Annotated in this window: 16 protein-coding genes; 9 read left to right on the top strand and 7 right to left on the bottom strand. The window is 57.2% G+C overall.

Annotation, left to right across the window (positions count from 1 at the left end; translation table 11 throughout):
- Positions 1-6: 6 nt before the first annotated feature.
- Entirely contained in the window at positions 7-966 is a 960-nt protein-coding gene (locus V3C20_RS08045) for an aldose epimerase family protein (protein WP_130084497.1), read from the top strand.
- Positions 967-1,046: 80 nt separating this feature from the next.
- On the opposite strand, the gene V3C20_RS08040 is transcribed toward V3C20_RS08045, so the two are convergent.
- The 3 genes from V3C20_RS08040 to pstB (V3C20_RS08030) all read right to left on the bottom strand — a co-directional run bounded on the left by V3C20_RS08040 (position 1,047) and on the right by pstB (V3C20_RS08030) (position 3,648).
- A complete protein-coding gene (locus V3C20_RS08040; RefSeq protein WP_130084498.1) occupies positions 1,047-1,946 on the bottom strand; it encodes a hypothetical protein in 900 nt (299 codons plus the stop codon).
- Between the two features lie 67 nt (positions 1,947-2,013).
- On the bottom strand, positions 2,014-2,673 hold the full coding sequence (locus V3C20_RS08035; RefSeq protein ID WP_161981438.1) for a PhoU domain-containing protein: 660 nt from the start codon (positions 2,671-2,673) through the stop codon (positions 2,014-2,016).
- 192 nt (positions 2,674-2,865) lie between these two features.
- Positions 2,866-3,648: a phosphate ABC transporter ATP-binding protein PstB gene (gene pstB / locus V3C20_RS08030; protein WP_130084504.1), complete on the bottom strand. Its 783-nt coding sequence runs from the start codon at positions 3,646-3,648 to the stop codon at positions 2,866-2,868.
- A 331-nt stretch (positions 3,649-3,979) separates the two neighbouring features.
- On the opposite strand from pstB (V3C20_RS08030), the gene V3C20_RS08025 reads away from it, so the two are divergent.
- From V3C20_RS08025 to V3C20_RS08000, 6 genes are all read left to right on the top strand, one after another.
- Entirely contained in the window at positions 3,980-7,930 is a 3,951-nt protein-coding gene (locus V3C20_RS08025; protein ID WP_149875544.1) for a hypothetical protein, read from the top strand.
- A gap of 282 nt (positions 7,931-8,212) precedes the next feature.
- Positions 8,213-9,175 carry a phosphate ABC transporter substrate-binding protein gene (locus V3C20_RS08020; RefSeq protein WP_130084873.1) on the top strand — a complete coding sequence of 321 codons (963 nt, stop codon included), beginning with the start codon at positions 8,213-8,215 and terminating at the stop codon, positions 9,173-9,175.
- An 89-nt stretch (positions 9,176-9,264) separates the two neighbouring features.
- A complete protein-coding gene (locus tag V3C20_RS08015) occupies positions 9,265-11,619 on the top strand; it encodes an ABC transporter permease subunit (protein ID WP_130084872.1) in 2,355 nt (784 codons plus the stop codon).
- Between the two features lie 34 nt (positions 11,620-11,653).
- On the top strand, positions 11,654-13,408 hold the full coding sequence (gene pstA, locus V3C20_RS08010) for a phosphate ABC transporter permease PstA (protein ID WP_130084871.1): 1,755 nt from the start codon (positions 11,654-11,656) through the stop codon (positions 13,406-13,408).
- 39 nt (positions 13,409-13,447) lie between these two features.
- The gene (gene pstB / locus V3C20_RS08005; RefSeq protein WP_130084870.1) at positions 13,448-14,227 is read left to right on the top strand and encodes a phosphate ABC transporter ATP-binding protein PstB; all 780 of its coding nucleotides are present in this window, start codon (positions 13,448-13,450) and stop codon (positions 14,225-14,227) included.
- Positions 14,228-14,255: 28 nt separating this feature from the next.
- Positions 14,256-14,930, top strand: coding sequence for a phosphate uptake regulator PhoU (locus V3C20_RS08000; RefSeq protein WP_130084869.1), 675 nt, complete (start codon positions 14,256-14,258; stop codon positions 14,928-14,930).
- Positions 14,931-15,366: 436 nt separating this feature from the next.
- Here V3C20_RS08000 and V3C20_RS07995 read toward each other — a convergent pair whose 3' ends face one another.
- Both V3C20_RS07995 and V3C20_RS07990 read right to left on the bottom strand, forming a co-directional pair.
- Positions 15,367-16,689, bottom strand: a complete 1,323-nt coding sequence (locus tag V3C20_RS07995) for a hypothetical protein (RefSeq protein WP_130084868.1) — start codon at positions 16,687-16,689, stop codon at positions 15,367-15,369.
- Positions 16,690-16,900: 211 nt separating this feature from the next.
- Complete coding sequence (locus V3C20_RS07990) at positions 16,901-17,284, bottom strand: hypothetical protein (RefSeq protein WP_130084867.1); 384 nt, start codon at positions 17,282-17,284, stop codon at positions 16,901-16,903.
- Positions 17,285-17,489: 205 nt separating this feature from the next.
- On the opposite strand from V3C20_RS07990, the gene V3C20_RS07985 reads away from it, so the two are divergent.
- Complete coding sequence (locus tag V3C20_RS07985; protein WP_130084866.1) at positions 17,490-18,518, top strand: hypothetical protein; 1,029 nt, start codon at positions 17,490-17,492, stop codon at positions 18,516-18,518.
- 80 nt (positions 18,519-18,598) lie between these two features.
- Positions 18,599-19,384, top strand: coding sequence for a hypothetical protein (locus tag V3C20_RS07980; RefSeq protein WP_130084865.1), 786 nt, complete (start codon positions 18,599-18,601; stop codon positions 19,382-19,384).
- Between the two features lie 126 nt (positions 19,385-19,510).
- On the opposite strand, the gene V3C20_RS07975 is transcribed toward V3C20_RS07980, so the two are convergent.
- Both V3C20_RS07975 and V3C20_RS07970 read right to left on the bottom strand, forming a co-directional pair.
- Positions 19,511-20,635, bottom strand: coding sequence for a Rid family hydrolase (locus tag V3C20_RS07975; RefSeq protein WP_130084864.1), 1,125 nt, complete (start codon positions 20,633-20,635; stop codon positions 19,511-19,513).
- Between the two features lie 18 nt (positions 20,636-20,653).
- Positions 20,654-22,516, bottom strand: a complete 1,863-nt coding sequence (locus V3C20_RS07970) for a YncE family protein (RefSeq protein ID WP_130084863.1) — start codon at positions 22,514-22,516, stop codon at positions 20,654-20,656.
- Positions 22,517-22,519 lie beyond the last annotated feature (3 nt).

The following is a 22,519-nucleotide window of genomic DNA, read 5'->3' as shown; positions in this document are numbered from 1 at the left end:
TCCGGCATGATCTTTGGCACCTTACCCGGCGGCGCTCCTGTTGAAATCTTTGAACTGTCCTCCGACAGGATGACAGTGCGGATCAGCAACTATGGGGGGCGCATCATCTCCGTCGTCAAGGACGGCATGGATATGATCGTAGGTCCCAAAAGCTTTGAAGACATGCTGAAAGACACCTGTTATTGCGGTGCGATTTGCGGCCGGGTCGCAAACCGCATCGCAAAAGGCAGGTTTTCCATTGACGGTGACGCCCATTCCGTAGCCGTCAACAACGGCCCCAACCACCTGCACGGCGGCCTCCAGGGGTTTGACAGCAAAATATGGCAGGTTCAGGAAGCCGCACGCAGCACGCTGGTGCTGACACTCCATTCACCGGATGGGGAGGAAAACTACCCCGGCAATCTTGAAGTAGTAGCCACCTACACGCTCATGGAGGAAACACTCCACCTGCGCATGGAGGCGTACTCGGACGCAGCCACCATCGTCAACCTCACCAACCACGCCTACTGGAACCTTTCCGGAAAACCCGACATCAACTCCATGACGCTGGAAGTCCGGGCCTCCGCCTACACCCCCGCGGATGACACCAACATCCCGGACGGCCGCATCCTGCCCGTGGAAGGCACGGACTTTGACCTGCGCAGGGCGGCTCTGCTTGGGGAACGCAACTCCGCCGCCCATCCGGACACCGCCGCCGGACTGGACCATAATTACGTGCTGGATTCCGAACCAGGCGACAAGATTGCGGCCATCCTCCTTGATCCTTCTTCAGGTCACCGCCTGATCGTGGCGACGGACGCCCCGGGACTCCAGGTTTACACGGGGGAATACCTTCCCAAGGCGCGCCAGGGGATTGCTCTGGAAGCCCAGGGCTTCCCGAATGCCGTCAACGTTCCCCACTTCCCCAGCGTTCTTCTGCGCCCCGGTCAATCCGTCACGCGCAACATTTCCTGGACAATCAGATAAAAAGGCGGATTCCTCATCCGGCCTGCCGTCACACAATCGTTGCATAATGCGCCTGCCGCACATGGATGAGGCCAGGACGGCTACCGTTCCAGCCGCCGCAGAATGGCATGGGCCGGACGGTAAAACACTCCCTTGTTCAGCCAGTCTTCAGCCGTTCCTGGAACGTCTTTCAGCAGGCCCCCCGCTTTCAGGCTGCCTATCAGATAGGCGTCCCGGCCATACCGTTCCGGGCAAGAAAAGAAATCCCCGTCATGAATGCGGTCATACGGTTTGACCAGGTCCGGATGTTTTAAAGCCCGTTCCAGAAATTCAATGGTGTTCCCGTCCAGATAATTGCGGGCTTTTTCCACATTCCGTTCATGCCGGATGCCGCAATACAGGATTAACCCCATATCCTCGCGTCCGGGCATATCAGCGCCGGAGGGGCGGCTTCCTCCGATCCAACCGCAGCAAAGAGCAACGGGAATCATATACAAGATATTCCTCCGCATCAATTTCCGACTATCCAGAGGCAGAAATTCCCCATCTTCACGCAGGGCTCCCTGATGAAATTGCCGCAACTTTTCCTTCACCATTCCGCACAATAAATCATACCTGCCTTTCCCCAGTTCCATCCTTCCGATCTTCACCATCTTATCATTCGATTTCAACACCAGCCATTCGTTCGCACCTATCCTGCCGCAGGAGGCGTGTCTGACGCAACGCCAATCCATAAACAGGGGAGGCCGTAAAAAGCGGGTCACGGTTATCCCGCTCTCGCCCACTCTTGCCTGAAACCGCCGCATGGAGAAAAAACAAAGAGCGCCTATCAACAGTACGGATGCCGCCCATAATAGATTCGGCCACAATATCTCCTCCAATCCCCGGTAAACGCGGATAACTTTCAATAAATCAGGCAGGGCGCAAGCGGCCATCACCAGCAGGAGCCCCCAGGGCCATCCGGCCAGGTTGCAAAAGACATCCTTCCGTTGTCCTTTCATGTTCCATGTCTTATACAAAAATCACGAAACAGGCAAGCATTTGTCCGAACGCCGGCGGCCCCTCCGTTCAGGGCTGCTGAGGCCCGACTCCGTAAAGAGCTTCCGCAGCCACTTTCTGCAATCCTTCCGCGATGCGTTCCAGCGAACGGCCAATGAATATCAAATCCGCCACGGATGAAAGATTGTCCCGGTAATGTTCCGGCAGACGGGCGAATGTTTCCGTCAAGGTCCCGGTTTTCTCCGCCAGGGACGCCAGTCCCGGCGCCAGGGAAGCCAGGACCGGGGCATCCCATGAAGAAACGGCCTTGTTGACGGCCCTGAACTGTTCGGCCAGCTCCCGGTACACGGGTTCCACCAATCCGGCTTCCTGGAGGCGGGGCCTTTTATTCAGCTTGTTGGCCCTCTTGGCGATGGTGACGGACTCGTCCCCCATGCGTTCATAAATGGCGGACAGGCGGATGGAAGCCAGCACCAACCTCAAGTCGGACGCTACAGGACTGAAAAACGCCAGGAGATGCAGGCCTTCCCGGTCCATGGCCATTTCCAGTTCGTCCAGTTCCTCGTCATCGGCAATGGCCTGGTTGGCGGAATCCTCGTCCTGCTGGAGCAGCCCGGAAACAGCCAGGTCCAGGGCGTTCTGCGCCTTGTAAGCCATTTGCAGCAAATGCGTGTTCAGGGAAGTGAGGGCGGCATCAAATTCCCGCAGGGTGTGGGCGTCGTGATTCATGGACGGAAATGTTGGTTTGATGATCGGAAGAAGCCGCCCTGGAGGCATGGTAAAAAATATGCAGCCTGCGCAGGCCGCCGGTCTTCCTCGTAGAAGCGGCAAAACGCCGGGCGGAACAGGAAACTCCGGACAAACGGCGGCAACCGGCCCTGCATGAACATGTTGATGGAATCATAAATCGTCTTTTATTTGTTAACTGAATCTTCCCGTAATATAATCTTCCGTCTCCTTCATGGACGGGCGGGAAAAAATCTTCTCCGTGGAATCAAACTCCACCAGTCTTCCCAGCATGAAAAAACCGGTCAGGTCGGAAACGCGAGTGGCCTGCTGCATATTGTGCGTCACCACGACGATGGTGAATTTCTCCTTGAGGCGGTGCATCAGCTCCTCCACGCGCACCGTGGCGATGGGGTCCAGGGCGGAACAAGGCTCATCCATCAGCAAAATACGCGGCTTGACGGCGATGGAGCGGGCGATGCAGAGGCGCTGCTGCTGGCCGCCGGAAAGTCCGTTGGCGGGAGTATGGAGCCTGTCCTTCACTTCGTCCCACAGGGCGGCATGGTTCAGGCTCTCTTCCACGGCTTCATCCAGAACGGCCCTGTTCTTCACTCCCGCCAGCTTCAGGCCGTAGGAAACGTTCTCGTAAATGCTCATGGGAAAGGGATTGGACTTCTGGAAAACCATGCCCACTTCCCGGCGCAGGCGGATGGGATCCAGCGTTGGGGAAGTTACATCCACTCCGTCAATGCGGATGGCCCCCCTAGTGACGCGGGCCTCCGGAATGCGGTCATTCATCCGGTTAATGCAGCGCAACAGTGTGGATTTTCCGCAGCCGGACGGCCCGATAAACGCCGTGACACGGTTCTTTGGAATCAACATGTTGACGTTAAAAAGCGACTGTTTGCTGCCGTAGCAGAAATCCAGGGAATCCACCTCCACGGCGGTTTGATCGGGTATTGCAGGCGGTAGGCTCATATCTCTGACCATGGCGCGGCTCATCACCGCTGCCCCCATGATATCGCAAATCTCCGCCACAATGACCATTCAGGAATGGTGACGATTTCTTAACCTGGCCTTCTTGCCCTATTCCCGCGACGTTCACCGTATTAGAAATCCGTTGGTTTTCAATCAACAGAACAAACCGTCGCAACATGTTAAAAATAAATTACTTGGTCTTTTCAGCAGAGATAGGGTTATTCCTTGTTTCCCCCTATGGCGCCTCTAGACTAATAGAAACAGGGAAGCTGCCAGAAACTGCACATGGCAAATTTCTCCTGAGTGTTTTCCAATCTTCCGTCTACTATCCATGAACACAAAAACTTTTACAAAACGTTCTGCCAGGCACGTCAGCAAGGGTTTCGCGCTCATTGCAACCATCACCCTGATGATGCTCCTGGCCCTCTTGAGCGTAGGCCTCCTCACCATCGCATCCTCCCAGGTGCGCATCTCCGAGAAACAACTGGCGGCCGCTGAGGCCAAGTCCCTGGCCAGATTCTCCCTGGAAGTATCCCTGGGACAGCTCCAGTGCGAGCTGGGACCCGACCAGCGCGTTTCCGCCAACTCCGGCATTCTCTCTTCCGGCACCAGCGAAGGAAGCTCCCCCTACATCCTGGGCGCCTGGAACAGCTGGGACACCTGGCTCAACAGGAATAATTCCTCAGGCATGAGCATCGCTTCCACTTACGATACCGGCAGAAGCTCCATGTTCCGCCGCTGGCTGATTTCCGATCCCGACCTGCGCAGGCTCAGCACCCTGGAAGCCGGAAAAAACCTTCTGGGCCAAAGGACCCGTTCCAACCGCAATTTCCGCAGTGTCTGCCTGCTGGGCCCCGGCACCGCAGGAACTCCGGTGGGAGCCCGCAACCAGGACAAAAAGGAAATCTACGCCCGGCTGGTGCGCGTGGATGATTTTTCCAGGAATACGGGGCTGAAAAAGAATGCCAACACGCGCAAGTACATTGCCTGGTGGATTACGCCGGAAAACCAGAAGGCGCGCATCAACCTGATGCCCCATGCCTCCCAGGAAAGCACCGACACGCTGACCGTTTTGCGCTCCACCTGGGATACCCCCGGCCCGGATCTGGACACCCTCAATATTGCCTCATTAATGTCGGAAAGCTCCAGCGACGATTCATCTGCAGCCAGAAAATTGATCTCCCGTGACACGCTTCTTGCCAACAGCAAAAACGGCCGCCTGAAAGACCTGGGAGAGCTTTACCATGACATCACCCTGGTTTCTTCCAGCCTCCAGACGGATTCCAAATTCGGCGGTTTGAAGAAGGACTTGAATATTATGCTGTCCCAGGAAAAACTGCCTGAGGAATTCCGTGGAGACACGGCGGACATCGGCCTGCGTCCCTACGCCACGGAGGACGGAACTCCGACGGAACAGAACCGGCCGATAGGCTCCTGGAACCAGCTCCACCTGTGGGCCAATGTGTGGGACTCTTCAACCAAAAGGGACGGCCAGGATGCCTCCGCCGCGCTGGAATGGAATGGACAGACGCCCAGCACGCTGGTAGCCGCGGACGCTTCCGCCAACATGGGAATGATGGACAACCGCTACACCTACATGCGCCATCCCATCCTGCTGCGTTACTACAATTTCATTGGGACCTATCTGACAAAGAACGATTTCCAGGCCCAGAACGGCGGCTGGATCAACACGTCCGTCTCCGTCATCCCCGTCTTTGTCTGGTGGAACCCGTACAATGTGGACATGAAAATGGAAGGGGCGTCCGGCTCCCCGTGGGGTTCCTACTTCGGGGAACACCGTTTCATGCCCATGCTGTTTGCGGACAATGTCAACGGAAGCAGCCAGCCTCTTTCCGACTTGAGAAGATATACGGAACATCCGCTGACTCCTTACACCCAGGGTTCCTATGGCGCCGTAAATGACCGCCAGATTGCCGACTTCGGCGCTTCCTACAGAAAGTCGGCACGCCTGAACGACAGCACCGGAGAGGTAAACAAGGGGGACGTATCCATCCTCAAGGCCGGGGAAATCGTCGTCTTTGCCCTTCCCTCCACCACGCGTACCGACAAAATCCAGCAAGGAGCCGTTTACAAATCCAAAATCAACGGGAATGACATCCGGACGGACAACTTCGCCCTTCGGGAAGGCTGGCCGCAGGACCTGAGCGAGATGGCTTCCTACGGCGTCAACATTTATACGGGACTCCAGTACCAGTATTTTGAAAACACCGAATTCGACACGCCTACCAAATATACGTTCTGGGCCCGGTTTGCGGAAACGGATGATGAACTGGTGGGCAACAATGGCAACAAATCATGGGGCACTCCTCCCGACCATGTTCTGTGCCATAAGTATACGGACGAGTTTTCCTCGGCATCCAAAAAGCTGCGCACGTTTGTCATGGGCGCCGGGCTCATGAACCCCGGCCAGATAGGGAAGCCTACGACGCTCTCCGGCTCCTCCACAACCGATCCGGAAGTTTTCGCTAAAATCTCCCCTGCCATGCTCAACCTGAACTGGGGATTTGAAGAACAAATCATCCAGGCCACAAGGATTCCGACGACCGGATGGACCAACAATACCAGCGGAGACTCCAATGAAAACGATTCCAAGCGGGGCAAATTCGCAGAACCGGAATCCGGAGGACCGTATCCCTACTTCATCGCCTATTATGGAGTCTCCGCCAAATGGGGCAAGACTCCCGTCGTAGGCGCCTACCCGGAAGGCAAGGACTACCGCGCCAAGACTTGGCAGCACTCCAGCCCCCTCTTCTGGGGCGGCCAGATGCCCACCGCATCCGAACTCGGACGCTCATACAGCCCCTACCAGTTCGAGGTCAAGCAATCCAACAGCGACTTCTTCCAGATCACCATCTCCAACATCCTCTCCAACGACGGCACCCGACTCTCCCCCTTCGGCGGACCCGGCGCCGAACAGGTCAACAAGATTGTGGCCGCCGAACTCCCATTCCAGCAGCCCTCCAGCCTCGCCGGATTCGCAGGATTCAGGCTTACTCCCGGATGGTACAAGACCGATTCCAGGGCTGCCATCGCCAAGCGCTTCGCCTACCAGTCAGGCGTTCCGGGCGTGGGCATCGGAAACTCCTTTGCCGACCCCATGCTGCCTGCCGACAAGGTATTCTCCCACAATGAAATCATGGGCGACGCCTCCCTGGGAGACTTCTGGGACCACGGACTGATGATCAACGACGCCCTCTGGGACTCCTGGTTCACCTCATCCCTGGCCGCGCGGCCCCGCAGCATCGGCGGCTCCGCCAAAGAGGACCTCAAGGCCGTCCTCAAGGAGGCCTTCTCCACGGACACTTCCTCCAACAAGGCCGCAGGCATTGCCAACAGGCGCCTCTCCCCGGACCTTCAGGGCAAGCCCGCCGAAGCGGTCATCGACGAGCTGGCCAAAACCGACGAGGGCTACAAGCTCTCCGCCAAGTACCTGCCCATCGCCGGGGGCTTCAACGTCAACTCCACCTCCCGGAGAGCCTGGGAGGCCATGCTCATGGGCCTCAAGAACCGCAAGCTCCTCTACTCTTCCAACGGCAGGCCCTCGGTGCTGAGCGGCAACCAGGCCAATTTCTCCCGCTTCGGGGTGGCCAGCAGCAACAAGTCCCACGTGGACGACTACGGCTCCATTGGCATCACCAACGGCATCCCCGACGGGGAGGCCATGGCCTGGTCGGACCTGCGCACGCTCAGCGACACGCAGATCCGCGCACTGGCCGACAACATGGTCAAGGAAGTCAAGAAGAGGGGCCCCTTCCTGAACATGTCCGACTTCATCAACCGCCGCCTGCAGAGCGGAGAGATGGGGGTGAAGGGGGCGCTTCAGGCGGCCATTGACGAAAGCTCAATCAACAGCACCTTTGACGAACTCACGGACATGGTCATCACACCCAAGGCGGGTTATCCGAACGCGGATGCGGCCAAGGGGTCGGTCTTCACGGCGGCTCCCGGCTACCTGATCCAGTCGGACGTGCTTGCGGTGCTGGGCAACATCCTGACGACGCGCGACGACACGTTTACAATCCGCGCCTACGGGGAAGTGACGAGCCGGGAGGGAGTGGTGCTTTCCCGTGCGTGGTGCGAGGCGGTGGTGCAGCGTGGCATCAACTACGTGGACCCTGTGAACAGTCCCGAGACGGCGGCAACGAAGGTGAACATGAAGACCGGGGCGCTGGAAACGACGGATTTGAGTGCGGTGAACAAGGCTTTTGGCCGACGCTTCAACATTGTTTCCTTCCGATGGCTCTCACCTGAAGAGGTGTGATAAAGAAGTAAAAAATGGGTTGAAGGGCTTCCTGTCCGGGAATCCCTCCCCTTTTCCTACCGCCCTTTTCTTTCAGCATTCGGCAATCATTGACAGCCGCCGCCTTCCTTTTCCCGGAACGCGGCGGCTTTTTATCTGCGGACCGCCGCAGATTGTGACGATTTCTTAACCGGGATTCACTTCCACACAGGGGGGTGGAAAGGATATCACATCCACGTCGCCCGCCGCCAGCGGTACCGAACACCGCCCCGGAGGGAGACGCAACACAACAGAAAAGACGCCATGAAATTTGTCGCCAAAATCCTGACAATCGCAGCCGCACTCAGCCCCCTGGGCATGGCAGCCGATCAAGTAACCGTTGACACCAGCATCAAGCCGTATGTGCCCACCAGCGGCGTTTCCGGTAATCTGAGCGCCGTCGGTTCCGATACACTGAACAACCTGATGACCCTTTGGGCGGAAGGATTCAGCAAGAAGTACCCCAGCGTCAAGATCGGCGTTGAAGGAAAAGGTTCCTCCACGGCTCCGCCCGCCCTGACGGCAGGCACCGCACAGCTGGCCCCCATGAGCCGCGCCATGAAGCGGGAAGAAATCGCGGCTTTTGAAGCCAAGTATGGCTACAAGCCGACGGAAATCAAGGTAGCCCTGGACGCCGTAGCCTTCTTCGTCAACAAGAACAATCCCATCCAGTCTCTTTCCCTGACGCAGATCGACTCCATCTTCTCCTCCACCTTCAAGCGTGGCGGTTCCAACATTACCGACTGGGGCAGTGCAGGCGTTCCCTCCATGAAAGGCAAGGCTATTTCCATCTACGGCCGTAACAGCGCCTCCGGCACCAACGGATTCGTGAAGGAAATCGCCCTCAAGAAGGGAGACTATAAAAACTCCGTGAAGGAACAGCCCGGCTCCTCCGCTGTGGTGCAGGGCATCAGCTCTGACGTGCAGGGCATCGGCTACTCCGGCATCGGATATGTCACCTCCGGCGTCAAGACCCTCTCCATCGCTGAAAAGAGCGGCCAGGCAGCGGTTCAACCGTCTTACGACAACTGCATCAACGGCAAATATCCTCTCTCCCGTTACCTGCTGATTTACGTCAACAAGAAGCCCGGCGAGCCCCTGGACACGCTGACCAGAGAATTTATCAAGTTCATCGTCTCCAAGGACGGACAGGAAATCGTGACCAAGGACGGATACTATCCCATCCCCGCCAAAGTCAGTGCGGACATCCTCAAGAGCCTTGAATAAACAATCCCCCTGAACAAACGCCTGCCGGAGCAGGGCTGCGGGCCGCCAGTCCAGGCCCTGCTCCACACTCTCGCCGTTCGCCTACCGTCATGAGCATATCTTCCCCTTCCCCGGCCCCTGCCAGAAAGCCCAAACCCGTTCCCGAACGCTTTCAGGTGGCGAAAACCACACTGTGGTTTGACCGCATCATGACCAAGACCATCATCGGCGGAGGTTTTACCGTCATCGTCGCCGTTTTCGGCATCCTCTTTTTCCTTTTGGCCGTTACCATCCCCCTCTTTCAAGGCGCAGACGTAAAGGAAGGGCAGAGCCTCGCTCCCGCACCCCAGGCCACGGGAACGTGGGGACTGGACCCCTCCGGCACGCAGCCCTTCGTTTACAACAACGGCAGGAACGTTTTCTTTCTGGACAAGGATTCCGGCAGTCTGAACCCCATGCCCGTTGCGCTGCCGGACAATGAAACCGTCTGCGCCCACTCCTACAATTCATTCCTGTCAGCCTATCCTGTCGCCACGAAATCCGGCAAGGTAGGCATCATTTCCGTTCACTCCGGTCTTAATATCCACGGCCGGACGAACGCCCACGGCCCCGGAAACGCAGGAACGGAAATCAGCCCGCTCCATCCCATGACGGAAAACGGCGAGGTTCCGGGCAGAATATCCGGCGTGGCTTATGCAGACGCGGGAGAACGGAAAATTTTTTCCACAATCAATGAAACGGACCAGGGGCCGCGCCTCCTGCTGATGACACTGGAAGAATCCCGGTCCCTTCTCCATGAAGGGGAATTTGTCCCCTCCGGATTCCACGACCTGACGGAGTGCCTGGACGGCAGGCCCGTCGCCATGCTCCCCGGCAATTCGGGAGACAGCCTCATCATCGCCACGGATACGGACAAGCTCCTCTACTTCGCCTACAACGAAGACTCGGAAACCTGGGAAAAGCGCCAGACCATCCCGTCCCCCCTGGGAGGCGGAGAAAGGATGACCACCGTCAACTGGCTCTTCGGGGACATGTCCCTGGTACTGGGCGGCAACAGGGGTAGTCTGAAAATCTTCAGCCTGTACCCCCACCCGCAGGCAAACGGCACTGCTCTGCGCCTCTTTGGAGAAACCAAGAAGTTTCCTCCCTTGAACGGTCCCGTGCAGCATTACGCCGCCTCCGGCATCAACCGCTCCTTCCTCGTCTCCTCGCCGCACGCCGTACGCCTGTGCTACGGCACCACGGCGGACATCCGCTGGGAAAGCGACCGACTGAATTTTTCCCCGGTTCAACTGGCGGCCAACGCGGAATTCAACTCCATGCTGGCCACGGACGGACAAGGCCGCGTCCACTTCTTTTCCATCAAGGACAGGCATCCGGAAGCCGGCTCCAAAGCTCTGATCGGCAAAATCTGGTACGAAGGGTATGACTCCCCCAAATGGCTGTGGCAATCCGTAGGAGGCACGGACGACTATGAATCCAAGCTCTCCCTGATGCCCCTGGTCTTCGGCACGCTGAAAGGCACTCTGTACGCCCTCGTCTTCGCCGTACCCGTGGCGGTCATGGCAGCCGTTTACACGGCCCACTTCATGCCGCCCTCCGTCAAAAGGGTGGTGAAGCCCGTGATGGAAATCATGGCCTCCCTGCCATCCGTGGTGCTGGGCTTCTTCGGGGCGCTTTACCTGGCTCCCAGAATGGAGGACAAGGTGCCGGCGCTGGTCTGCATGGCCATCCTCATTCCGTCCCTGGCCGCCCTTCTCGCCTGGTTCTGGACCACACGTCCGGCGGCATGGAGGAACAAATTCAACAACGGCCTGGAATACATCGTCATGACGCCCGTCATTCTTCTCTGCACCTGGTTCTGCTGGGAATACCTGGGTTACTGGCTGGAACAGCCCTTTATCAGCCTCACCCGCGGCATCATGAGCCTGTGGGGGGCGGGAGACTTCCAGGCGGCCAGCTTTGCTGACCTGTGGCGCAACGGATTCGGCATGCCCTATGAACAGCGCAACTCCCTCGTCGTCGGGTTCATCATGGGCTTTGCGGTCATTCCCGTCATCTTCACCATTTCCGAGGACGCCCTGAGCAACGTTCCCCCCTCCCTCATCGCCGCGTCCGAAGCGCTGGGCGCCAGCCGCTGGCAAGTAGTCCGGACGGTCGTTCTCCCCATAGCCTCCGCAGGCATCTTCTCCGCCCTGATGATCGGGCTGGGGCGCGCCGTGGGGGAAACCATGATCGTTCTGATGGCCACGGGCAACACCCCCATCATGGACTGGAACATCTTCAACGGCATGCGCACCCTCTCCGCCAATATCGCCACGGAGCTGCCGGAGGCGGCGCAGGACTCCACCCACTACCGCGTCCTTTTCCTCGGCGGCCTCATCCTGTTCTCCATGACGTTCATCCTGAACACGCTGGCGGAAATCGTGCGCCAGCGCCTCCGCAAACGCTTCAACGTCGTCTGACCCTCTCTCCTTCTCTTTCCAACCTTCCTCTTCCATGAAACCGGATTTCACTCTTCCCTCCGCTCCCGGACGCCCCCTGGGAGAAGCCAACATCTGGATCACCTCCATAGGCATCTCTGTGGGCCTCATCATGATCTTCGGCCTGCTGGGCATCATCCTTGTCAACGGCATGGAGGCCTTCTGGCCCAAGACAATCCATGAACTGACCGTGTCCTCCGCCACGGAAGGGGAAAAACCGGCCACCCTGTACGCCAGCATCACCAAGGACCAGACACGCCACGTTCCGGCGGACCCCACGCAGCCCGGCTCTACCGCCAAGGACATCCGGGAATACCAGCTCTTCACCGGCAGCAAGGAAACCTACGGGCAATCCTACCGTTATGTGGACGTGCACAACATCTCCGCCTCCTCCACGCCCCAGGGGCTTCTCTGCCTGGAACGCATGGAAGGGGGAAAGGCCCTGGTGAAGCCGCTGGAACTCAAGCTGGCCTCCGGAGAAACCATTCCGGCCTCATCCCCCGAATTCGTGCAAGCCTTCCGCCGCGCGCTGGACCATGAAACGGAACTGAGGGAGGAAATAAAGGCCATAGATACCGGAAAAATAGGAACCGTCAACACTAGGCTGGCGGATGCGCGGCTGGACATCAAGGCCATTGAACGTTCCTACGACATCCGGGAGGAAAACGGAACCAAGACCGCCGCGCTCAAACAGAATCCCGTCGTCAGGGATGTGGACAACCCTGTGGAAGAACTGGCCAAACTCAATGAAAAAGTAGCCCGGCTCAATGCCGAATACGAACAATACACGGCGGAAGCGGGCAAACTCCGGGCGCAGCAGGGCCGCGACACGCTCGTCTATTCCCTGGGAGACGGAGAAAAGAAGGAAATCAGCTTGGACAAGGTCGTATACGGCTACTTTTCAAACGACCTGGGCTTCTTCGGCAAATGCGGCGTCTTTCTCCACAACCTGTACCACTTCATTGTGGATGATCCGCGGGAGGCCAACACGGAAGGCGGCATTTTCCCCGCCATCTTCGGCACCTTCATCATGACCCTGCTCATGAGCGCCCTGGTCACCCCGGTAGGCGTCATCGGCGCCATCTACCTGAGAGAATACGCCAGGCAGGGAACGCTGGTGCAGGCCGTCCGCATCTGCGTGAACAATCTGGCGGGCGTGCCCTCCATCGTTTTCGGCGTCTTCGGCCTGGGCTTCTTCGTGTACTACCTGGGCGGCACGATTGATGAACTCTTCTACTGGAAAAAACTGGCCGTGGACAACACGCCCACCTTCGGCACCTCCGGCATCCTGTGGGCCTCCCTCACGCTGGCCCTGATGACGCTGCCCGTCGTGATCGTCTCCACGGAGGAAGCGCTTTCCGCCGTGCCGCGCGGCCTGCGGGAGGCGGCCCTGGCCTGCGGGGCCTCCAAATGGCAGATGATCAAGCGCATCATTCTTCCCAGCGCCCTGCCGGGCGTCATGACCGGGCTGATCCTGGCGATGGCCCGCGGTGCGGGGGAAGTGGCCCCCCTGATGGTCACGGGCGTGGTCAAGCTGGCCCCGTCCCTGCCCATTGACGGAGAAGGGCCCTTCATCCATCTGGAACGCAAATTCATGCACCTGGGCTTCCATATCTACGACGTGGGCTTCCAGTCCCCGGACTCGGACGCCGCGCAGCCCATGGTCTTCGCCACCACCCTGCTGCTCATCCTGCTCGTGGTGGTCATGAACCTCACGGCCATCCTCATCCGCAACCGCCTGCGCAAGAAATACGCAGCGTCCAGTTTCTGACGCGGAAACGCCGCATTCCACCCCTTATTTCCACCTCCCATGACTGAACCATCCGCCGCAGACGACGATCCCATCATCGAGGTAGAGGACTTCTGCTTCCATTACGGAGACAAGCAGGTTCTCTTCAACATCGGCATGACCTTTGAATCCAACAAGGTGACGGCCCTTATCGGCCCCTCCGGCTGCGGGAAATCCACCCTGCTCCGCAACATCAACCGCATGAACGACCTGATCCCGGAAGTGCGCCATGAAGGAGACATCCGCATAGACGGCACCAGCCTGTACGACCCGCGCGTGGAAGTCATCTCCCTGCGCAAGCGGGTGGGCATGGTCTTCCAGAAATACAACCCGTTCCCCAAAAGCATTTATGAAAACATCGTCTTCCCCCTCCGCGTGGCGGGCCGCAACAGCCGCGCGGAACTGGATGAAACAGTGGAGCGCAGCCTGAAAGGAACCGCCCTGTGGGACGAAGTGAAGGACAAGCTGCATGAAAGCGCCTACGGCCTTTCCGGCGGCCAGCAACAGCGCCTGTGCATCGCGCGCGCCATTGCCAACCGTCCGCAGATCCTGCTGATGGACGAACCCTGCGCCGCGCTGGACCCCATCGCTACGCTGAAAATCGAAGACTTGATGGAAGACCTGAAAAAAGACCTCACCATCGTCATCGTCACCCACAACATGCAGCAGGCCACCCGCATCGCGGACAACACCGCCTTCATGTACATGGGCCGCCTCGTCGAATACGGGCAAACATCCCAAATCTTCACCAATCCCGGAGAAAAGGAAACGGAAGCCTACATCACGGGCCGTTTCAGCTAAAAAGCCCAACTTCCAAGCCATTCACCTCATGACACCTCCCGGCAACCACATCCTCCCTCACTACGATCTGGCCCTGAACAACATCCAGACCCGCGTCAACTGCGTCTGCGAAAGCCTGCTGGAACACATGGCCGTACTGGAACATGTCATCTCGAACGCGGACATGAACGGAGCCAACGGCATCATTGCGGACGATGAACTGCTGGATGAAGAAACGCGCCAGATTCTTTCCCTCTGCTCCGCCGTCCTCATCCAGTTCCACCCCCTCGGCTCCGACCTGCGCCTGGTCCTCTCCCTCTCCCGCTGTACGGACAAGCTCCGCGAATGCGCGGAGGAAGTCGCCGACATCGCCCGGCATGCCAAAGCTTCCATCAAGCGGCAGGAATCCCTTGCCCCGGACATCGTCCTCCCCCTGCTGAACATGGCCGTCTCCGAATTCCGGGACGCTGTGGAAAGCCTGAAAACACAGGACATGGAAACGGCGCGGGAAGTGCGCCAGCGCGACAAGAAGCTGGACAAGGCCCACCGCAAGGCCCTGGGCGGCCTCGTTACTCCGGCGGAAGCCGGACAACCTTCCCTCAACGTCAACCTGCTCTTCATCATCCGCTCCATCGAGCGCATCGGAGACATCGCCAAAACCATCGCCGCCGCCGTCGTCTTCCTGAAGGAAGCCACGGACATCCGCCACGGCAGGGACAAATGACCTCACGGAAAAGAAAACGGAAAACGAATTCCCCCAGAAGGCCATCCCGCGCTTTTCCCCGCAGCAACCGCCTGCCGCAATGGCATCATCAGGCAGGGTGGTCCTACGGAAATTAAATCGCATTCCCATGCCTTCTCCGGACACCTGGCACTTCACCAAAGCACCCTATTCTGAACAATCCGGGTTCCGGCATGCCCCCTCCCCTGATAAATCATGTACCTCAACCCTGAACTTCCGCCCTGCGACGGAATAAAACGGATGGATGACCGCCTTCTCCCATCTCCGCATATCACCGGAAAAGAACTTCAAGCTGAATTTCCGCATCGAACGCAACGGAAGGCGAGCCATAAAACGGATATGGCGCCCGCAAAATACAGACAGCGGGCCCACGATTTTTCCGTTCATGATGGCATGGTGTCATACAAATAAAAAACGGTCAGTCGGATTGGGAAACGGGAGCGTCGCCTTTGCCTTCCAGCGCAGCATCCAGTTTCCGGGCTATCCCCAGAACGGAGTACCCGGGATCTGTGGACAAAACCATGACGGCCGTATTCCCTCTCAGGAAATACACCGCAGATTGCTCGCTCCCTTTCACCAACGCCCCGTCCGGACCCAGCACGGGACCGCATCCCAGGTCGAAATCTCCTACCTTCCCCGGCTTCACTACCGTGGCAGCCGCCACGTCGCGCGGATCACGCTTCGTGTTCCTCGGATCGTAGAAGCGCAATTTCAGCAGCAGCTCCATCGCCTCCTTCCGGCTGCGCGCATACGCCACCAGGATTTCTATAAAGTCCGACCTGGTGAGCGTATCATCCCAGGGGGTGACAGGGTTCAGCACGGCATGGGCGCCATGGCACAACCCTTGAAACATGCCAAGATAGAGTCCATGTTCGAACCCTCTGTGAAACAGGGCAAAGTGCATGCAGCCCTCATGAACATTCGGAATTTGAAGTTCTTCACTCAAAACCTCCTTATGCCTCAGCAAATCCACGGGGGCCTGTTCCCTGCCAAATCCGGCAATCGTCCGGCATAATTCAGGCATCCCGTACCAGGGGTCCATCCGGCGTCGTTCCTCCGGACCTATTTTTTCATCCATGAGGTATTGTTCCTTCTTTTCTCTATCATATTCCGCCCTCCTTTTCCGTTTTTTTTCCAACGCCCGGTTTAGCTCCTCTCCGGCGGCAATATGATTTTTCCTGTCCAGAAACAAATCAAACAATTGTTCCACTTCCGGCAGGGAAATGGAAAAATCCCGTCCGCCCGTCCAGAAATTGATTCCCAGATTTCCCCGCACAGCAAACTCAGGACAGTCCACGCTTTTTCCGGATAAGCGGTACATGCACCAGGTTCCACGTTCTCCGGCCACATCCTTCCCCCAGACAACAAGATCTCCCAGCTGGGAGAACGATTCGCGCTCAAGAATAAATTCCTTTCTCGCCATCTTTTCCGACTCAAACAAATACACATCCAAATGGGCGCATTCATTTCCTTCCCGGTCCATCAATAGCCAGCGATTCTGCATTCCCTTCAACCCGGGCAGAAGAAATTTGTCTCCGCACGCCACGCTCCCTTCGGGAGGAACAATGTCTTCCTGCTTCCATACTCCTCCGTCCAATAAGGGCAAGGTTCCTGTTTTTTCCTTCAGCACCGGCAATAAATACTCGTCTTTTCTGTCCTTCCTCTCCTTCCAGCCCGACGGCGTAAGCTGCATGCACGTTTTTTCCTCCGCCCAGCTTGCCGGGAGCAGCAATGAGGCCATGACAACATAGAGCAAGCCATGACGGAATGAAAAAAAGGAAATGAGTCCGCCGGCAATGCCGGAAAGCAGTCTGTTCATAGGGAGCGGCAATTTATTCATTATAAATTATCACCCTATTCATTGACCGTCAATCAAAAAAAACCATTCCATCCCACTCTTCCGGAGGGTGCATGCCAAAAGAACCGGGCGCCTTAAGCGCCCCTTTTCCCGGTCATTCCGCCCTGCTCACGCTGAAACAGTACACAGCAGGGTTGATCAGGGCGAGAGGCAAATAGAACAGCGCAAAGGACAAGGAGCCGCCGTACAAGATCAGAATCACGGCGGACAGCAGGAACAGGACGGCTATCTTGACACTCCGCGTCCAGGTGAGACGGTGCACGAGCCAGATCAAAGCGGCGCACACAAAGCCGATGATGATTCCGAGGATCCCTCCCATGGTCAGGAATTCCACATAACTGGAGCAGAACTGGTCCAGCCACCTCACATTGTCGGAAGTGGGCGGATTGCTGCCCCATGCAAAGACTCCCGGAGGGACAAGACCCCACAACAGCACGGAAAAAAGTACCAGGCGGTCTGTGTTGAGGCGGTACATCATGCAAAGATACGGTAGCCGCCCTCCCGGGGGATAACAAGCGAAATCGGCCATTTCCTTTTATTCAGCCATTTCCGGCAGGAACAGCTATTTATAATATTTCTTATTTATCATCAATTTTTTAATTACCTTACATAATTGTTAGATTGCAAATTAATCCATATTTTATAAAAATTATTTGTGGACAATGGAGAAAAAAAGCTCTTTCATGGAATTTATCAGAGAGTTTTTCCATCCCATGACCAGTTCCTTCCTTTCCCTGAAATGGACCGTGTATCTGATTGGATTAGCCGCACTGCCTCCCATCCAGGCAGAGGATGAAGATACGGGAGCCCTTCAAATCGAATCAACGGCGGATGAATTATCAGCCGATATTCATATTGCGAGAGAAGAGGGGAAAGAACCGCCCAGAGATGAAGCGGACGACAGAAAGCGGACCAGGCTGGGCATAGGAGAATCCGTCGATCTTCTTTTGACAGGAAAAGATTCCCTCATCGGGAATGCTCAAAAGATCAAATGGACCATTCTGAAAGGAGAAAATCTGGGAGAGCTGGATGAAGAAATGGGCAACCCCGTCAAACTTAAGCTCAGCCCTTATTCCGTTCAAGGAGGAAAACTGGTCGTCCAGGCCACGACTGAACACAACATGGTTAAAGAAATAGAATTTACAGTCGTTGTTCCGGAAGCCGATATTGAGGGCCATCAAAAAGTCACCGCCCAGCATGCCAAAAATCCAAGCACGGGGAAAAGAGGATACGATGAATGGAATTTCGAGGCTTTTCCTACGGAAACGGGCTGCTCTGCCAAGCTTGAAATCACTCTCCACCCCACGGATGTGAGTTTTCACAAGGTGGAAATGCTGGAAACGCATTTAAAAAACATTCCGGATCCCCTTCCCGAAATGGGAAGCGAGCACAAACCCATGCCCATTTGGAGCAATGTCAATAACCGGAATGTATTTATTGACAATATTGGCTCTCCCAAATCCATGAACCAGTGCAAGGACCTGCCCCAGGAGTGGACATGGGTCAGCAAATTCAGCACCAGCCGCATGTCTGAACCGCTTCTGGACATCACTACGCAGCACCAGCGCTTCCTGTTTACGTGGTCGGCCCCCAATGAAGAAGGAGTAACCGTCAAAATTACCAAATTCGGACGCGGCGTTCAACGCACAGCTATCAAAATGCAATATTATACTTCAAAGAGAAAACCGGAAACCCTGACCAAATTTTTATGAAAAGCCTCCTTGCATGTTTATTCTGCGGCCTGTTGTCCCTTTCTTTCATTCATGGCGCTCCGGCAGTCCTGAATCCAAACGTGGAAAAACCGCCTTATCCCGATTTTATTAAACATTCGCAATATTCCGCCTGCGGTCTCAAGGATCTTCTGGCCCAGGGAAGACTGGAAGATTTTTACAAAAGATCAAAAAAACTATTGAAGGAGAATGGCAGGATTGAGGACAAAAATACGGAACAATGCCAAAACGAGTTGTGGACTTTTTATTACATTGCGGCGGCGCCCCTTTTCCAAATGGACGCATCTCCGGAAATTCCCGCTTCCTGGAGAGAGGACAAGACACTGGATTACGACGTCAAGACAAGCGCGGCCCGGTATATAGCCACGCAGGATATAGACAGGCTTGCTGCCGTGCTGTCCGTCTCGCGTGAGAAAATTGCTGGTCTGTATGCCCTTTATGCCGCTAAAATTCTTCACGACATCAAACAAAATTATGATCCGGATCTGGGAGAAAAACAGAAACGGCAGCTCCAGGAAGAGGAAGAAAAGAAAAGGCTGCTTTACCGTGACCGGAAAATCGACATCAACCAGGCTAATTTCAGATCCATTCTGATTCACAATAAAATCAGCACTGAGGATTTGCGCAACAATGCCGCCAAAATGCGCACGGATTCCCTGGAAAAAACATTTTTAAATTTACTGGTAGAATATTTTCCGGGAAATGCGGCCCTGGTAAGGAAATATATCAAACTGGCCGGATATTCCGACAAGGAAATTCCCGACCTGATCGACCGTACCGTTGGACGTGAGCCCAAAACGGAATTCCTGTACAAGGGAGCAGGCAGAAAGAAAAGAATGCGCCCTTGACAGGGTGGGGGTATTCAGCCCCCCGACGGTCCGATTGAATGCCCGGCAGCGCACATGCCGGAAACCGATTTTTCCAGGAGAACGGGACAGCCCCCAATTTCCGCAGGGGCGGGAAACGGCTGCCGCTCACAAGGGAGCAAAAGAAGAATCTCCCGCTCCATTGACGGCGATGCCGTCTACTTCCACCAGCCAGCCGGGACGGCAGACCGGTGCTTTCAACAGCAGGTGCGGCACGTGCGCCAGCGGAGAATTCATCAGCGCACGGCCGACCACATCCCTGTCCGCCCAGTCCCGCAAATACACAACGGCCTGCTTGAGGTCGGAAAGGCTTCCGCCGCTCCGTTCCATCAGCGCATGCATGTTTTCCAGGGTGCGCACGGTCTGGCGCTTCACATTCCCGGGATGAACGATGTTCCCCGCCGCATCAATGCTGGCCGTGCCGGAGATGAAGTAATGGGAGCGGTCGCCGTACACGATGCGGGCGCCGCGTTCAAAAGCCACCCGGTACAGGTGCGTGGGAGAAAGGTAGTCCGGAGCTTCCATGTACCTGACCTGCCCCGGCTTCAGCCCGGCAATGCCCAGGCTGTCCATGTGCAGCAGGCGCCCCGGCGTTTCCGTACAGCCTTCAATGCCGGTGCTGGCGATGTAATGGTTCTCCGGACTCAGTCCGTAACGGTCAAAGCTCTCATTGCGGCCTTCCACCAGCCCCCGATAGTTGTTGTCAATGTCCCGGCAGTAAATCCAGGTGCGGTGAACCAGAGCCGGGACAGTTCCTCCCAGCGCGGCGGCCACACGGTCCAGCCAGCGGAATTCCTCCTGCATCTGGTCGTGGCTGCCGTACACGGCAGCCGTGCGCCTGCCTGCCAGAAACAGGCGGTAATGCTTCCTCCGCGCCACCAGCACCGTTCCTTCTTCCGTTTCCTCCTTCCTTTTTTCCAGCATGCCGTCCAGATGCCATGCCTCCAGCGCCACGCGGGAACCATTTGCCGGGGGCTGCCCCACGATGGAAACATAGGAACGGCGCCCTCCCACGGCAAGGCGCAGCGGTTCCGCCTGCCGCACAGGATCGCTGACATGGAAGCGCAGCAGGAACTCATCTCCGCCGTCCCCACCCGATTGACGGTACCTGTCCATCAGGGAACGCAACTCTTCCTCAAAGCTTCCGCCCGGTTCCGCAGTCATGCAGAAGAAACGTTCCCCCTTTCCGGTTCCATCATCCCATACGGATATTTCCCGTAATTTTCCAGCCATACCTTCTCTTTCTTCCCTTTAAAGGGATTGTACGTAGTTGACCAGGTCTTCCAGATCCCTGTCGTTCAGACCGCTCGTTTTTCCGCGAATATCTCCCCGGTTGTACACGGTGATGGCCTCCCGGATGGTTTTCGCACGGCCGTCATGCAGATAGGGACCGGTGCGCCAGACTTCCACCAGGGAAGGGACCAGGATTTTCCTGCCTTCATCCAGCCCTTTCGCCGTTCCTGTGGCCACCAGCTCCTTGGTCGTGAAATACGGATGGGGGTGGCATTGGACACACCCGGCAGTCTTGAAGATTTCCCTGCCCCGGCGCGCGGATTCTGTAAGAGCTCCACGCTCCACGCCGGGCATATGGCACTGGGCGCACCCGGTTTCCTTCGTTTGCGGGCGGGAAGGACGGCCGGCCATCAGAGACGGGCTGGGAACCTCTTTCATGTTTTTCAGGTATTCGTTGACGCATGCGGCCAGGTCTCCGTCCGGCTCCATGAACTGGATGTGTACAAAACCTGCCGTAACGGCCACTTCCGCAGACGCACGCACGCCCAGGCTCATCACGGGGCTTGTCCGGTGGGAGAGGAACATGGTGCGCGTGTTTTTCGGATTGCCCATGCCGTCGTTCAGCAGGTCCCAGTTCAGGCCGTCCACGCGGGCGTCCGGGTGGCAGGTGGCGCAGCTCTGCCACCCCTGGAAGCAATGGGAGGCGTCGTTGAAGTACTGTTCACCCAGCCGTTCCCTGGAAGGCCGGTATTCCGCGTTCAAGGGAATGTTCCGGGGGACGGCGTCCGTCTTGAGCGGCACCTGTGCCAGCGTATCGGAGAAATATCCCGTTACATAAACATTTTCTCCGTCGGAAGCCAGGGCGCGGGGACCGTTCAAGGGCAGGCGGACGCGGGTGCGGATGTCGTGCAGGAATCCCAGCCTTTCGGACACGGGGTTCCCTGACCGGTCCTCCTTCTTCATGCGCGCCAGCAATGCGAGAAAATCAATGACGGAGAGTTCATGCGTGCCGGCATGTGTGACAAGCAGAAGGCTTCCGTCCGGGGAAAAGAGCACGCCCCACGGATTGGCGGCCCCAGCGTCCGGATCGTCCAGCAGGACGGGATGCGGCCTGTCCGGATGCGCCGTATCAATGATAGTCACGGCATTCGTGTTCATCCAGCCCCGGTCCAGTTGCGTCGTCGGCACCTGGTAGCGGCTCAGCACGTGCGCCACGGCCAGGTAGCGGCCATCCGGGCTAACGGCCATGCCCCGCACGCCCTGCGTTCCGTTGGCCAGGGGGAAATGAACCGCCTTCCCGTTCTCAACCAGGGTCAGCGCCGCCGCAGTGAAGTCCCCGTCCGCCGCGCCTGCGGGCAAATGGTTGGCCGCCCATATTTTCTTTCCGTCCGGGGAGACGGCCAGGGCCACCGGTTCACGGGAGGCAGGCCAGGAATTCAGCACTTTTCCGGAAGAAATGTCCATTTCCACAATCTTGGAATCGAATCTGGCGGCCACATACAATTTACCATTGAGCACCACCGGAGACATGGGCGTATGCCCTGCCGGGAAGGCACCCTTCACGGTTCCCGTGTCCAGAGCGACCACTTCCACCATGCCTCCGGGGCCGCCTTCCGCCACATAGGCGATATTTCCGTCAATTGCCATGCCGTTGGGCTTCCCGGACAGGCTGATGCTTTTCACCACTTTCCCCGAACCGGGGTCCACCAGTTCCAGCTTTTTGCTCTCATGCCCCAGAACGGCAGCCAGTTTTCCATAAACCTTGACATCCACCGGAGCCACGGGACCGGCCCCGGAGTCCGGTTCCTGCCTGCATGAGACAAGGACCAGCAGGCAGCAGGCTGTGGCAAGAAAAGAGGGAAGCATATGTTTCATCTTCATGGC

The sequence above is a fragment of the Akkermansia sp. RCC_12PD genome (assembly GCF_036417355.1).
Lineage (GTDB): Bacteria > Verrucomicrobiota > Verrucomicrobiia > Verrucomicrobiales > Akkermansiaceae > Akkermansia.
Note: the sequence above shows the minus strand (reverse complement) of the source record. Positions and strands in the feature narration are given on the sequence as shown.

Excerpts from the sequence above, each read along its gene's own strand:
- V3C20_RS08040 (WP_130084498.1), bottom strand. The coding sequence starts at position 1,946 with ATGAAAGGACAACGGAAGGATGTCTTTTGCAACCTGGCCGGATGGCCC.
- V3C20_RS08035 (WP_161981438.1), bottom strand. The coding sequence starts at position 2,673 with ATGAATCACGACGCCCACACCCTGCGGGAATTTGATGCCGCCCTCACT.
- V3C20_RS08000 (WP_130084869.1), top strand. The coding sequence starts at position 14,256 with ATGACACCTCCCGGCAACCACATCCTCCCTCACTACGATCTGGCCCTG.
- V3C20_RS07970 (WP_130084863.1), bottom strand. The coding sequence starts at position 22,516 with ATGAAGATGAAACATATGCTTCCCTCTTTTCTTGCCACAGCCTGCTGC.
- V3C20_RS07985 (WP_130084866.1), top strand. The coding sequence starts at position 17,490 with ATGGAATTTATCAGAGAGTTTTTCCATCCCATGACCAGTTCCTTCCTT.
- V3C20_RS08020 (WP_130084873.1), top strand. The coding sequence starts at position 8,213 with ATGAAATTTGTCGCCAAAATCCTGACAATCGCAGCCGCACTCAGCCCC.
- pstB (WP_130084504.1), bottom strand. The coding sequence starts at position 3,648 with ATGAGCCTACCGCCTGCAATACCCGATCAAACCGCCGTGGAGGTGGAT.
- V3C20_RS08045 (WP_130084497.1), top strand. The coding sequence starts at position 7 with ATGATCTTTGGCACCTTACCCGGCGGCGCTCCTGTTGAAATCTTTGAA.
- V3C20_RS08025 (WP_149875544.1), top strand. The coding sequence starts at position 3,980 with ATGAACACAAAAACTTTTACAAAACGTTCTGCCAGGCACGTCAGCAAG.
- pstB (WP_130084870.1), top strand. The coding sequence starts at position 13,448 with ATGACTGAACCATCCGCCGCAGACGACGATCCCATCATCGAGGTAGAG.
- V3C20_RS07995 (WP_130084868.1), bottom strand. The coding sequence starts at position 16,689 with ATGGCCTCATTGCTGCTCCCGGCAAGCTGGGCGGAGGAAAAAACGTGC.
- V3C20_RS07990 (WP_130084867.1), bottom strand. The coding sequence starts at position 17,284 with ATGATGTACCGCCTCAACACAGACCGCCTGGTACTTTTTTCCGTGCTG.
- pstA (WP_130084871.1), top strand. The coding sequence starts at position 11,654 with ATGAAACCGGATTTCACTCTTCCCTCCGCTCCCGGACGCCCCCTGGGA.
- V3C20_RS08015 (WP_130084872.1), top strand. The coding sequence starts at position 9,265 with ATGAGCATATCTTCCCCTTCCCCGGCCCCTGCCAGAAAGCCCAAACCC.
- V3C20_RS07975 (WP_130084864.1), bottom strand. The coding sequence starts at position 20,635 with ATGGCTGGAAAATTACGGGAAATATCCGTATGGGATGATGGAACCGGA.